The organism is Atopobacter sp. AH10 (genome assembly GCF_003664595.1).
Classification (GTDB): domain Bacteria; phylum Bacillota; class Bacilli; order Lactobacillales; family Aerococcaceae; genus Atopobacter.
In genome coordinates this window covers 72,806-87,538 of the sequence record NZ_QXPZ01000021.1, presented here as the reverse complement: position 1 = coordinate 87,538, position 14,733 = coordinate 72,806, and the positions used below count along the sequence as shown (strand labels likewise).

Here is a 14,733-nt window from a genome sequence, read left to right as displayed (position 1 = left end):
ATGAAAAAAGAACGGGTTTTGCCCTATATTTTGCTATTACCATGCTTAGTCATGGTAATAGTTTTATATGGGTATCCAATCATGCTCATCTTCTATCAATCCTTCCATCAAATCAACTTATTAAATAATCAAGCCAGCTTTGTTGGTTTAGATAATTATCGCAGGATTGTTGAAGATGATACTTTTTATAAAGTCTTAAGCTTAACTTTTCGTTATACGCTTGTTACTGTCTCCTTAAAGATGGGCTTAGGTTTCCTTTTTGCCTATCTCCTTTACCGACAAAGATATTTCAAAAAAACCTTTCGCTTCTTGACTCTTGTCCCTTGGGCAATCCCTCAAGTAGCAGTAGCGACACTTTGGAAGTGGTTATTAGACAGTAAATATGGTTATATTAATTACTACTTAATGAAATTCCACCTGATCAAGCAGCCTATTCTCTTTTTAGCTCGACCTATACCCGCTTTCTATAGTCTAGCTTTTGTGGATGCCTGGCTAGGAATTTCTCTTGTATCCCTCATGTTACTGGCTAGCCTCGAACAAATCCCTCAAAGTCTATACGAAGCGGCAGAAATGGATGGAGCAGGACCATGGCGGCAATTTGTCGACATCACCCTAACGGAAATGAAAAAATCCTTGATCACCGTCCTTATTTTAGTCTCTATATGGACTTTTAACTCCTTCAATGTCATCTTCATCTTGACACAAGGTGGTCCAATGAGATCTACAGAAACCTTGATCATTAAGATTTACCAAGAGGCCTTCAACCGTTTCAATCTTGGGGCAAGCGCAAGCTTATCCGTTATAGCGGTGCTTATTCTCCTTATCCTATCAACGATCTATATAAGGAGGCTACACGATGAAAAAAAATAAGAGCATTCTACAAACTATCTTTCTCGCTAGCTTGCTTTTCCTCTTTTTATTCCCCATTTTCGTGATGATCAATTCTTCACTATTAACCTACAATGACTTGATTACTTGGCCACCTAAGTGGTTTAAAGAATTTCACTTTGAAAACTATCGTGAAGTCATCACTGGGCGAAAATCCATCCTGCTTCCTTTTATTAATAGTTTGCAAATATCTACAATAACAATGATTCTTTGTGTGATCATCGGTCTACTTGCTAGCTATTCTGTCACTCGCTTCAACTTTATCGGCAAAAAGATTTTCTTACTCACCATGCTACTAACTCAAATGTTTAGTTCCATCTTGTTAATCGGGCCAATGTATGTTTGTTTTAGAGAACTCAATCTCCTAGACACAAAATTTGCTTTGATTGTCTCCTCTACTGCCACTTCATTGCCAATGACCATTTGGCTTCTTTATGCCTACTTTTCACAAATTCCAATCGATTATGAAGAAGCTTCTTTTATGGATGGCTCTAGCCGATTACAAGCTATATTCCACATCATTCTTCCTATTGCTTTTCCTGGAATAATGACAGCTGGACTTTTTGCCTTTATAGCCTCTTGGGGAGATTTAATGTTTGCTAAAACCTTCATCACTTCTCCTCATCTACGAACGATTTCTCTAGCCCTAACCGACTTCAGAGATCTTTATAAAACCACTTGGGAAACACAAATGGCTGCTTCGGTACTGACTAGCCTCCCGCCATTTTTGATTTTCCTTTTCATTCAAAAGCATTTGATTCGTGGCCTTAGTCAGCAAGGTGTGAAAGGCTAATCTCCTAATAAATGAATTTTACTGAAATAGCCGAGGATTGCTCCAAAAAACTAAGCATCTCCTCGGCTATTTTTCTATTGAAAATATTTTGACCTATTCTTTAAGCTTCTAGGATCCCATTTTGCATCTTAGCAGCCTTAATGGTTTGAAGGGCTAGTACAGCTGTTGTGACAGATCCTACTCCACCAGGGACTGGAGTTATTGCACTGGCAATTGGTTCTACTTCATCAAAACGGACATCGCCGCACGGTTTCCCATCTTTATAGCCAAAACCTACATCAATCACAGTCGCTCCTTTAGTGATATGTTCTGGTCCAACTAAGCCCAAAGATCCTGTAGCGGAAATAACAATATCTGCTTTCGTGGTATGAATGGTACAGTCCCTTGTCGAAAAGCGGCAATTCGAAACCGTTGCATAACGATTAAGTAACAAGTTAACAAGTGGTTTTCCCACCACTGGACTTGACCCTATCACACAGACCTCAGCCCCTTTAAGTTCATAATGGTAATGATCTAATATTTCAATCACTGCCCTCGCTGTACTTGGTGCCATTGCAGATGGGTCATTTACCATTAATAAACCTAAATTAACTGGGTTCATTGCATCCACATCTTTTTGAGGATCTAAATGACTCGCAATGTCATGTCTTCTGATATGACTTGGTAAAGGTTGCATAACGATAACGCCGTGAATACTTTCATCTTTATTCAGCCCGTCAATCGCTTGTAACAGCTCGTCTAATGTAGCTTCTTCAGGGAGTGTCAACGCTTCTGCTACTATTCCAACAGACCGCATTACCTTGATGGCCATTCTTTCATAGGTCATTGAAGCTTTACTTTCACCTACTCGTAGCACAACTAATTTGGGATATATGCCTTTTTCTTTTAGGGCTAATGCTTCCTCTTTCACCTTGACCTTAATGGCTTTGGCTACTTCTTTACCATCTAGAATTTTGCTCATCGCTTCTCCTCCATTATTATTACATCTTTTCATATAGCTAATCATGTGATCAAAACATTACATTGTCCAATGTAACAAATTCTATTTCACAAATGAAGAATTATCGGCTTATTTTTCTCTATTGCGTCATACTTATTATGGATAGGCTGATATTCCATTTAGTTATAGCTATTTAAAAAAGTATAGCGTCTAAAAATCCACGAACAGTAAAAACTACTCATTCTTCCTTTAATTTTTCGCCCTCTCCTATCCCCAAAGAAAAATTTCCTATTCTTCCTTTAAGCTGATTTAAAAGAATAAGCTGGGGTATAGACCCCAGCCTTATCTTTTGACTATTTTCCTAGTGGCTATTCTAAGTGGATATTCTAACCATCACGATCAAAAAAGCTCGAGTAACTTTTTATCAAACGACTAGCTTATAGCTACTATCTTTATCCATTTTAGTAAAAGTCATCTATTCCCCGCGCTTTTTCCCTGACTTTAGCTTGATGGCTAAAGCAGAAGATAGGGTCAACCCTGCTAAAGTAAGGCTTGTTAAACTAGAATTTTCACCAGTTTGTGGCAAATTCTTTTTACTTAAAGCTTGAATGCTTGTATAAATGGAAGCTTCTTTTTCTTTAACCAGAGGATCTGTCTCTTTGCTAGATAGCTTATCCTCTTCAACTTTATCCTTCTCACTATTAGAGGATTCACTGACTTTTACATTTTCGGACTCTTGTTCTTTCTTCGCTAATCTTTCCGACTTTTTATCTGTTTGATCAGCTTCTGGCAAATGTTCATTTGTTTTCCCTTCATCAGCTTTTGGGTCTACTTGAGAAGGTTCGCTAGAGGCTACAACTACTTTAGTGCCGACTTCAATAATATGTGCTTTTGGCTCTACATACTTACCTTCAGTAATCCTTGGATCCCCATCTGCTTTCCCATTCTTCAGTTTTTGAATATAATGGGTTTCTTTGCTTCCAGGAAGTCCTGCTTGGACCACTTTAGTTGTTCCAGCTGGCAAGTCTTTATTTTCACGCACGATCACTGGATATGGTACTGGGCAGGTATTGCTGTATTTGTATTCACCTGTTAGATCTTTCGTCCCCACAATGATCTTTTGCTTCGCAGGCGTAACCACTGTTTCCACTGTGTTGACTACCTTACCATTCACGACTTTAGAAACAACTTTCGATTCGGTCTTACCTTTTGTCACTTTGCCTTTTTCAACAAAGCCTTTATCCTTAGTCGCATCGTAAACAAATTCGACTTCTACAGGGACATCTTGGTCGATCGGGGTTTCCGTTCCTTGTGGCAATGGGCAAACGGCTGGCTTAGTCCCAATTTCGATGATGTGTTTCTTAGCTTCTTTAGTCGTTTCCACTTTTGCTTCACCGACTACTTTAGAGTTTTCAACTTTAACCGTCGTGGTCTTTTCACCTTTTTCACCCTGTTGAAGAACTTTATATTCGCCAGCAGGAAGGTCTTGATTGACTCTCACTTCCACTTCAAATGGGACTTCTTCTTTATGAACATAAGTACCATCAGTCTTAGCACCAATTCTGACGATCTTCTTGACTGGTTCTTTGCTTTGTTTCTTTTCACCTTGGACGGAAGACTCTACTTGACCATTCTTAATCTTATGGGTGATCGTTGTTTCTTCTTCACCCAGAGCCCCTTCTTGATCCACTACTTCTTCACCAGCTTTTAGATTTGGATCGATCTTGTATTCCACTTCAAATGGAATTGGGTTCTTGTCAACGGTCTTGAATTCGCCTGTGAAATCTTTCTTACCAACTTTGATCACGGCATTAACAGCTTTTGTTTCAGTTACTGCTGGTTGTCCATCTACTTTGGAATTCTTAATGGTCCATTCGGTCGTTCTTGTTCCTTCTTTGCCCGCAACCTCTACTTTGTATTCGCCTGCTTTCAATGTCGGATCGTATTGAATGTCATATTTAAATGGTATTTTTTCTTCATGGCTGTGTTTACCTTCTGTCAAAGTCCCGACACGTAGAACGCGATTGACTGGTTTCTTAGTGGTTTCGACTGCACTATTCACTGTTCCATCTACATGCCCATTGAGGATATGTTGGGTCACTTTTTCCCTCATATGCCCATTTTCACCTGGGTTATCAATGACTTTTTCACCAGCAGGAAGCGTATTATCTACCTTAATTTCAGTGTCATAAGGGATCACATGATCAATCACATCTTCCACTTTACCTGTATAATCTTTCACCCCAACAATAATCTTTTGCTTGGCAGGAGTTACGACCAATTCCGTCTTGGTTTCAATTTTCCCTGTTGCAGGATTGTATTGGTTCGTCACAACTGTTTCAACTTTACCAGGAGTTAATTCACCGGTTTTTGTAAATCCTTTCGGTTTGTCCTTGTCATAGACATACTCAATGTTAACAGGAATGTCTTTATCTTGTTTGTCTTGATTTTTGAGGGATTTCTTCCCAACACGGATGACTTGTTTAACTGGTTTTACTTCTTTCGTTAGCTTAGATTCAAGCGGACCATCTGCTTCCCCATTCTTAATGGCTTGGCTATAGGTCGTCGTCTTAGAACCTGGCTTACCTGGCGTCACAATTTCGGACTTACCTGGTTCTAGATTTTCATCTTCAATGATCTCGACATCAAATGGCACTTCTTCTGTGACATCATGCGTTACCTTACCCGTGAAATCAGAGTCTCCCACTTTTACGAGTCCATCCACTGGTTCTACCCGTTTAATAGTAGGATCGCCGTCAATCTTAGAATTAGTGATCGTCCATGTCTTTGTAATCGATCCAGCTGTCCCTTCTTTTACAATCTTGTATTCACCCTTTTTAAGGCTAGGGTCTTTTTCGACAGTAAACTTGAATGGAAGTGGATCGGTATCGACGAGTTCGCCGACTGTCTTGGTACCGACTTTAATTTTACGTGCTTTGGCCTCTTTAGTCTTCGCTTGACTGACTGTCACTTTGCCCGTCTTAGGGTCTTTGGTCGTCTTAACGGTCACTTCGCCATCTTCACCATTTTCAACGATTACTTCCTTGCCTGATTCGATGGAGTCGTCAAATTCGTATTCTGTGGTGTGAGGAATGACGACTTTTTCTTCAATCGGTTTCACCCCAACACGGACTTTGCGATTTTTCTTTGCTTGGGTGACTTTCTCTTCTTTGACGAATTTGTCATCACCGGCGACGAACTTACCATTTTCGTCGATGATCCCCTTCTTACCATTAACGACGACTTGCTTAAAGCTAACGGTTGCTTTTCCAACTTCACCTGGTTGGTCTACAACAATTTCGCCGGCTGGTAAGTTTTCATCAAATTTTTCTTCAGTATCGAATGGAATGTCTTTATCCACAGTAGTCGTGACTTCTGTTTGGAATTTTGGCTTGGCAACGAATTCTGCCTTGACATATTCAAATTTTTCTTCTTGTGTTTTAGGGTCAATATATTTTATCTTAACTGGGACAAAAAGTCTTTCCCCACCAACAATCCTCCCATTGTCTGGGACATCGGCTGTGACAACACCTGTCTTAGGGTCAACCTTGACGTTATTCCATACATTCCCCTTATCATCCTTAAATTCCGTCCCGTCTAATTCATAGCCTTGTGGTTCATATTTTTTAGGATTAGGCGTAAGGATTGGCGTATTGCTTAGACTTTCTCCAGGTATACCTACCGGGGCATAATATTCTGGCTTGTTATTGTCGGTATCTTGGACGACAAAGTGGAACCAGTGGGTATCGTTAGAGCCGTTGGTATAGGTATAAGTTAAAGGAATGGCAATAAATTCCCCAGCTTTAGCCGTTTTTGGAGCTTTAACTGTAAATTTGGAGATATCGCCGTCCGCTATATTGATTTCCCAACCTTCAGCCTTGGCTTTTTCAAGGAATCCCTTGTCAAACTCTGCCTTGGTCTTGCCTTCTTTTTTCAGCTCATTCATAGAAGCAGCTGATTCACGCGGATCATTTGGCTTCTTTTCAAAGTTATCATTGATATTGATTTCAACCGGCTTATCTGGCTTAACTGCCGTCATCTTGTCTGTTGGCTTGTCGACTTTGGTGTCAAAAACTTGGTCGTGGTCTTTGGTATCATCCAAGTTGATGGTCAAATCCCCTAATACATTATAGTGATCATAACGGTCGATCCCTTGCTTATCAATAGTCACCTTTTTGCCATTGTGGGTGATTTCTTTGGTGCCGTCGACTGGACCTGTATAGCGACCATTGACCTCATATCTTGGCGCTTCTTCTTCAACTTCGCCATCTTCGCCAATCACATCTTTTTTGCCGGGAATTTTTTTGCCCAAACCTTCATCATCATTATAAGTTGGCAAAGCCGCTTTAAATTCATCCCCTGTTCTTGGGCGGGCATACATCTTCACCTTTAGATTTTGAATGCCACGGAATTTATCCGTATTAAAGACAGAATTAGGATCATCTAAGGCGCCTTTTGGCATTTTGAAGATAATTTCGCCGACCTTTAAGTCATCTGCCTTTAACTCTTTCTTGTATTGTTCAATATTTTCATCCGTGATAATAAAGGCCTTAGCATCCTTAAGGTAAGTCCCATCTGGATGGTAGACTTCCCCTGCGATACGACTTTGGTCGCCCTTTAGGATATTGGAGATATAAGCTCCGGTACGAATCAATTGCCCTTTAACAAAGTATTTGTCATGACTTTGTTTTTCGGTTTCCACCTTCATGACGGCGAGGGCATCATTTTCATTTGGATAAGGGTTGACGGCAAATGTCACACGAAAGTTATCGCCATTAAAATATTGTTTTTTAGGATTGGTTGTACGTTTAGCGTACTTATCTTTCCAAGCAGCAATAGTTTTCTTGTTGTCCTTGCCGTTGATTTTTTTTAAGTCGTCTTCGGTTAAGATTATTTTTAGGGTGCTTCCATCGACATTAAGTTTTGCTTTTGGCTGATAAGTTATCGGGTCTTTAATCAGCTTTTCACCGTTAGCTAGAGCCTCATGTTCACCATTCTTAGAAGGGGCTGGGTTTTTCGAATCGGAGATCCCAATATAGGTATAGGTTCTCTTGGCTTTTTCCTTATCGACTTCTACTTCAATCCCATAGGTTTTCTTGTCTTCATCAGTCGTTTTCGGGTTTTGGCTATTGTATTTAAAACCTTCCTTCATCTCGCCTTTTTCTTCATTGGTCAGGTTTTTTACAACCCCATTGCCCCCTTCCATTTCGGAGGTGCGGTAGCGTTCCTTGTCGCTATAGTTGGCGATCTTGGCTTCATCTTCGGCAAGTTTGCCCTTGGATTCTTCATTCACTTCTGTTGGTGTGGCTAAAGCTCCATCCCCATTCACCGGTTGACTAGCAGGCGTTTCTGTAGGCGCCACTAGAGATCTATCCTCAGAGAGTGGTTGACTAGCAGGGGTTTCCGATGGCTCATTAGCAGCTAGGACAGTTTCAGGTGCATAAAGCGTCATATACCCTAGCGCACAGGATACCAATCCAATGGACAACTTGCGCAAGCCATAACGAGGCTTACGATTAAGTACATGTCTTTTAGCATCTTGTAGATGTTTCAATTTACTCATTTATCTTCCTCCGCTTTCTATCTTAGCTTTATCTTTTTTAAAATAATGAATATAAATATCCTTATTGACTATTCTACCTTTATTAGAATTGTTTTACCATTATAATTTGTCAAATATTTCGAAAAAGCTTGACATATGTATATTGTTTTAGAATTTTCACTTTCTTCATAGTATCTTTTTATACGTCTTTTCTTCTTATATGCATTCGTTTTATCCTATTTGTTTCTTTTTATTCATTTTCGACCTAAAAGCCAGTCAACTATTTTCTTTGAGTTAGAGTCCGATAATGAGGACATAAGAAAAAGGACCTTGATTTTATAATCAAAGTCCTTTAACTATCTTTTCATTGGAATGATCTGAGAACTTGTCACTCGTCAAGAGATTCCATCCTCTAAAAACTTGTCAATCAGCCATTTCCTAGATCTTCAAAAGCTAGAGAAAAAAACTCTACTCCTTCGCTTCTTTTTGATAAATCAAGATAGGATTTTTGGATGCTCCAACTTCATCTAACCGTTTTACCGGTGTCTTGTGAGGAGCGCTAGCAACCAATTCAGGATTTTCTTCTACTTCTTTAGCAATTTGAATGAGCACATCTGCTAAATAGTCTAGGTCTTCCTTCGATTCTGTTTCTGTTGGTTCAATCATCAAGCACTCTGGAACAATGAGTGGAAAATAAGTTGTTGGCGCATGGATACCATAATCCATGAGACGTTTGCCAATATCTTTCGCATTTGCTCCTTGATCTCTTTGCCTTGTCGCAGCTGCTACAAATTCATGTTTGCAGTGAAAGGCTTCAAAAGGTTCATCATAATATTTAGCAATACGTGCTTTAACATAGTTGGCATTTAAAACAGCATCTTGAGACGCTTGCTTCAACCCATCTGGTCCCATGGCACGAATGTAGGCATAGGCTCGAACATTAACGCCAAAATTACCAAAAGCTCCCTTCATTCGTCCAATGGATTGAGGGAAATCATCCTTGATCACATAACGATCTCCTTCTTTTTCAATACGTGGTTCTGGAAGGAATGGTTCAAGGAATTTCTTCACCCCAATAGGACCAGATCCAGGACCTCCCCCACCATGAGGGCCGGAAAAAGTCTTATGAAGATTAAAGTGTACAGCATCAAATCCCATGGCCCCAGGACTAGAAATCCCCATAATAGCATTAGAGTTAGCCCCATCATAGTAAAGGAGACCTCCAGCTTTATGGACAATATCTGCAATCTTCAAGATATCTTTTTCATACAAACCGATCGTATTCGGGTTCGTCAACATGATCCCGGCTGTATCATCCCCAACGGCTTCTTTTAGAGCTTCTATATCCACTGTACCTTCTGGGTTAGAAGGAATTTCCAACACATCATAACCCGCTACCATGGCAGTCGCTGGATTAGTTCCATGTGCCGAATCAGGGATGATAATCTTAGTCCTTTTTTCTCCATCTCCATTTGCTTCATGATAAGCCTTAAAGACCAGAATAGCTGTTAATTCACCCTGAGCTCCAGCCGCTGGTTGCAAGGTCATGGCATCCATACCAGAAACTTCTGCTAAATATTGTTTCAATTCATAAAGTAATTGCAAAGCTCCTTGACTTGAAGAAGCAGCTTGTAAAGGATGAATATGGTTAAAGCCATCAAAAGCTGCAATAACTTCATTCACCTTTGGATTGTATTTCATGGTACAAGACCCCAATGGATAAGGTCCTGACTCAACGCCAAAATTTCGGTTAGAAAGAGCTGTGTAGTGACGAACTAATTGCAATTCGGATACTTCAGGGAAATCCGCTTCCCTTTCTCGATTTAGATATGCTGGAAGTTCACTTGCCAAATCATATGCTGGAACGTCAGAATCCGGTAGGTCATAAGCTGTCCGCCCAGGTCGAGAAATATCAAAAATAAATTCTTGTGTATTATTCAAAATCATGACTTAGACACCTCCATTAAAGCGCTAGCAAAGGCTTCTATTTCTCCCTTACTACGTTTTTCAGTCGCACAAAGCAACATGACATCTTTCTTGCCATAGACATCAGAAGCGTCAAATCCGCCAACAAAGCCCTTTTGAAGTAAAGCTTCATTGATCTCTTTAGGATCTTTAGGCAATTGAACAAGGAATTCATTGAAGAATGGAGAAGAATTCAAAATCTTAAAGCCCTTTTCCTTAAGCAAGTGTGCCAAATAATGGCTATGATTAATATTACGTTGAGCCATTTCCACAATACCCTTCTTCCCTAAAGCATTCATTGCAATAGCGGATGCCAAAGCAAATAAGGCTTGATTAGAAGAATAGTTACTCGTAGCCTTCTCCCGACGAATATGTTGTTCACGTGTTGCCAGAGCCATGACAAAGCCTCGTTTACCTTCTGCATCACTTGTTTGACCAACGATCCGACTAGGCATTTTCCTCATATATTTTTTATTGGCAGCAAAATACCCACAATGAGGCCCACCAAAAGCCATAGGAATCCCAAATGCTTGGACATCCCCCACTGTTATATCAGCTCCCAATTTCCCTGGTTGTTCCAATTTAGCTAAAGCAAGAGGGTTAGCTGACACAATCAAAAGAGCTTTGCTTTCAGCCATAACTTCTTTAATCGAGCGAATATCTTCAATTGACCCAAAGAAGTTTGGATATTGCACAACCACTGCCGCAACATCTTTCCCCATCTTTTCCTTTAGATCATCTACATCTGTAATGTCATCTTTCAAGTCTATGCTTTCTACCTTGTAGCCCTTACCAAATCCATAGGTACGGATAGTTTCACTTGCTTGTGGGTTTAAAGCTTTAGAAATAAGGACTCTAGTCGACTTTTTAACCGCTCCAAAGGCTAAATTACAGGCTTCTGCAACAGCATTGTAGCCATCATACATCCCTGAATTGGCAACATCCATGCCCGTCAATTCGCAAATCAATGATTGCCATTCAAATAGAGCTTGTAATTCACCTTGAGAAACTTCTGGTTGATAAGGTACATAAGCGGTTAGAAATTCTTGGCGCATGATAATTTGACTGACAATAGATGGAATATAATGGTCATAAGTCCCTGCCCCAATAAAATATGGCATTTGGGTAGCGTTTACATTTCTGTGTGCAAGTTGTCGCATATGATCCAACAATTCAACTTCGCTTAAAGCTTTCGGTATATTCATTTCATGCTTAGTACGTACTTCTTCTGGGATATCCGAAAAAAGACCTTCTATACTTTCTTCCCCGATTGTTTGCAACATGGCCTGACGATCTTCGTCAGTATGTGGCAAATATCTGCGTTTTACCATATCTTCACGTCCTTTACCCATTTTTTGACCTAAGCAAACATAAAGATGAAAGAATGACAAAAAAGAAGAAGAGCATCCCGTACTACTATAGTGAAATACCCTTCTTCCCCCAAATAAACTATTCTGCGATGTGGTCAGCGTATTGATCGGCATTCATCAATTCAGATGTATCAATAGCTTCCTCAGCTTTTATAACAGCTAACCAACCTCCTTCAAAAGGCTCGTTAGAAACTAATTCTGGTTCATCTTCTAAAGCTTCGTTGACTTCAACCACAGTTCCAGCGAATGGGACATTAACGTCAGAAACTGATTTAACGGATTCAACAGAAGCAACATCTTCATCGGCATCCAATTCATCGTCTACTTCTGGTAATTCAATGTAGACCACATCCCCCAATTGTTCTGCCGCATGATCCGTAATCCCAATACGGAATTTATTATCTTCCAATACTTCAATCCATTCATGATCTTCAGTATAGAATAAGTTTTCTTTATCAGCCATCTCTTGCACTTCCTTTCAAAAATTTACCTACTACCTTTTTATCACTATTCTATTGAGCTTGCAAGCTTAGCCCAATCTTCTAATTTCCGCTATTTTCTTTCTAAGTCCAAGATTTTAGTCAATTGGTCTAGACTTATCTTTTACTTGCCATTTTTATTTTTGATAACCGACACTTTCAAGTCACTAGTCATCCAATCAGGCAATAATTAACCACCATATTTAGCTTGCGTGGACTTAGCTTTCGGATCTATAAGTCAAGATTTACTTTCTCCCCATACCATTAACGATGGGCTAACCAATCTTTCTTATTGAGTTCAGCAGGCACTAACTTCCCTCGAATATCGATATAAACTCTTTCTCCTACTTTCGCAAAAGGCTTTTTCACACGGACATAACCAATAGCTTCCCCTACTGTTGGAGCTTTCGTTCCAGATGTCACTAGTCCAATCACTTGACCATCTTCTGTTTTGACTTCAAAGCCGTGCCGAGCAATGCCCTTTCCTTTAAGGGTAAAGCCTCTAGACATATAGCGTTCTTCATCTGGTAAAGCTTTATAGTCTTCTAGAGCTTTCTTGCCAATATAATCAGTTGGCTTTTTCTTCCCTGTCTTCACAGCAAAAGCAATCCCTCCTTCGATAGGATTCACTGATTCATCAAAATCATTCCCATAAAGTGGCATGCCTGCTTCCAAACGCAAGGTATCCCGAGCACCAAGACCGCATTCAGCAATGGAAAATTCTTCTCCAGCTTTTAAAAGAGCCTTCCAAATTTCAGTCGCATGATCCCAAGGGCAATAGAGTTCAAAGCCATCTTCACCTGTGTAGCCCGTCCTAGAAACGACTACATTTAAAAATTCGGCTACTTTTTGGTGAGGGCGGAAACAATAATGACTAATCGAGTCTAAGTCACAATCGGTTATTTTAGCCAACACTTGGACTGCTTTAGGGCCTTGAACAGCCACCAAGCCCCATTCAGCTGATTCATTGGTAATAACTACTGACCCATCGTTATGGTCTTTTAGCCAAGTAAAAATTTTTTCGTAATTGCCCGCATTAGGTGTAATCATCAATTCATCGTCTGCTAATTTGAAGATAATCAAATCATCTAAGACGCCACCGTCTTCTTTAGTCATTGCTGTGTAACGAGCATGGTTAATTTCTAAATCTGCACATTCATTGGTCACTAAGCCATTGATAAAATCAAGAGCTTTTTCTCCCTTAACTCGCAATTCTCCCATATGAGAAGCATCGAATAAACCAACAGATTCTCGCACAGCCTGATGTTCATCCTTAATTTTCGTAAACTGAGTTGGTAAGGCCCAACCATTAAAATCAGCCAAATTCATTTGCTTTTCCTTAACAAAATAATCGTAAAGCGGTGTTTGGCGTAAGCCTAATTCATTTTTAACAATCAACTCTATTAACCCCCTTCAGGTCATTTTCACTCCTCATATGGAGTTTTTTTATTTGATCCAACCTTTTGATAGAGCATCTTCATCTAAGTCTTTTCTAGCTAGATCTCAACTAATCAACAGTAATCGACTCTTTCCCCTATCCAAAAATCATCTGGACTTATTTTTCTTCTTCCAGTTCCGGATAAAGTAATTTGACTGCTTTAATCGTATGAACCGCTAAAACAGCTGTAGTCACTGAACCTACTCCTCCTGGGACAGGCGTTATAGCTCCGGCTTTAGGCGCTACTTCATCATAACGAACATCTCCACAAGCTACTCCATCTTTAAAGCCATAGCCGACATCAATGACCGTAGCCCCTTCTTTAATATAATCTGCCCCTACTAAGCCCAAAGCACCTGTAGCAGAAATAACAATATCTGCTTTAGTCGAATAAAGCCTATTATCTTTGGTATAAATGTGGCAATTAGAAACCGTAGCAAAGCGGTTGAGTAGCATATTCACTAATGGTTTTCCAACAACAGGACTAGAGCCGATAACGCAAACATCTGCTCCTTTTAAGTCATATGCATAATAATCTAAAATTTCCATGACTGCTTGAGCGGTACTAGGCGCCATAGCTTTAGGATCGCCTTCCATCAATAAGCCTAGATTAATCGGATTTAAAGCATCGACATCCTTTCGTGGATCTAAACGACTGGATACGTCCTTTCTAGAAATGTGCTGGGGTAGAGGTTGCATCATGATCACGCCATGCACATTTGGGTCATTATTTAAGTCATCAATTGCTGCTAAAACCTCAGCAGTACTAGACTCTTCTTTGAGAGTCCTAGTTTCTACTTCAATTTCCACAGACTTCATGACTTTCATGGCTGCTTTTTCATAAGCCATGGATGCCTTGCTATCCCCTACACGTAGTATGACCAGTTTAGGTGTAACCCCTTTCATTTTTAAGCGGACAGCTTCTTCCTTTACCTTCGCCTTAACCGCCCTTCCAACTGCTTTGCCATCTAAAATCTGACTCATGCCTTTCCTCCTATTCTCGGCTTCTTTTTTAGCATACTTTGTGAAAAAATGGTCAAAATAGACTGTTAACCGCTTTCATTTTATTCCATCTATAATTTAGCACATTTATAGATGAATGGAAAGATTTAAACAGGAATTACTTCCCATCTCTTCTGACATTTTGCTGGTTAAAAGCCCAGAATATCTCTATCATATCAACAAATTCACTGCTTTTCTGAATACAGCATTCCCTCCTTATTCTTTCCAATTCATTTGCTGAGATAAAACGGCTCGGGCTCTTTTCCTTTTTTTATATGCATCTTTCTCCTCTAGCTACTTTTTATTCACATACTTG

The 14,733-nt window shown here is 39.9% G+C and carries 9 protein-coding genes; 2 read left to right on the top strand and 7 right to left on the bottom strand.

What is annotated here, in order from left to right; genetic code table 11:
* Together D3H64_RS05165 and D3H64_RS05160 are read left to right on the top strand one after the other, a co-directional pair.
* Entirely contained in the window at positions 1-870 is an 870-nt protein-coding gene (locus D3H64_RS05165) for a carbohydrate ABC transporter permease (protein ID WP_121565205.1), read from the top strand.
* On the top strand, positions 857-1,681 hold the full coding sequence (locus D3H64_RS05160; RefSeq protein WP_121565204.1) for a carbohydrate ABC transporter permease: 825 nt from the start codon (positions 857-859) through the stop codon (positions 1,679-1,681). Before D3H64_RS05165 ends, D3H64_RS05160 begins: the two co-directional genes overlap by 14 nt.
* Before the next feature lie 100 nt (positions 1,682-1,781).
* Here D3H64_RS05160 and D3H64_RS05155 read toward each other — a convergent pair whose 3' ends face one another.
* The 7 genes from D3H64_RS05155 to D3H64_RS05125 all read right to left on the bottom strand — a co-directional run bounded on the left by D3H64_RS05155 (position 1,782) and on the right by D3H64_RS05125 (position 14,399).
* Entirely contained in the window at positions 1,782-2,642 is an 861-nt protein-coding gene (locus D3H64_RS05155; RefSeq protein WP_121565203.1) for a bifunctional 5,10-methylenetetrahydrofolate dehydrogenase/5,10-methenyltetrahydrofolate cyclohydrolase, read from the bottom strand.
* Positions 2,643-3,096: 454 nt separating this feature from the next.
* The gene (locus tag D3H64_RS05150; RefSeq protein ID WP_121565202.1) at positions 3,097-8,184 is read right to left on the bottom strand and encodes a G5 domain-containing protein; all 5,088 of its coding nucleotides are present in this window, start codon (positions 8,182-8,184) and stop codon (positions 3,097-3,099) included.
* A gap of 447 nt (positions 8,185-8,631) precedes the next feature.
* Positions 8,632-10,110 (bottom strand): aminomethyl-transferring glycine dehydrogenase subunit GcvPB, encoded by a 1,479-nt coding sequence (gene gcvPB, locus D3H64_RS05145; RefSeq protein WP_121565201.1) that lies wholly within the window; start codon positions 10,108-10,110, stop codon positions 8,632-8,634.
* Positions 10,107-11,459 (bottom strand): aminomethyl-transferring glycine dehydrogenase subunit GcvPA, encoded by a 1,353-nt coding sequence (gene gcvPA, locus D3H64_RS05140; protein WP_121565200.1) that lies wholly within the window; start codon positions 11,457-11,459, stop codon positions 10,107-10,109. The genes gcvPB and gcvPA overlap by 4 nt, the downstream gene beginning before the upstream one ends.
* Positions 11,460-11,577: 118 nt before the next feature.
* A complete protein-coding gene (gcvH, locus tag D3H64_RS05135; RefSeq protein ID WP_121565199.1) occupies positions 11,578-11,961 on the bottom strand; it encodes a glycine cleavage system protein GcvH in 384 nt (127 codons plus the stop codon).
* 280 nt (positions 11,962-12,241) lie between these two features.
* Positions 12,242-13,375, bottom strand: a complete 1,134-nt coding sequence (gene gcvT / locus D3H64_RS05130) for a glycine cleavage system aminomethyltransferase GcvT (RefSeq protein ID WP_233554891.1) — start codon at positions 13,373-13,375, stop codon at positions 12,242-12,244.
* Positions 13,376-13,532: 157 nt separating this feature from the next.
* Entirely contained in the window at positions 13,533-14,399 is an 867-nt protein-coding gene (locus D3H64_RS05125) for a bifunctional 5,10-methylenetetrahydrofolate dehydrogenase/5,10-methenyltetrahydrofolate cyclohydrolase (RefSeq protein ID WP_121565197.1), read from the bottom strand.
* Between the last annotated feature and the right edge of the window lie 334 nt (positions 14,400-14,733).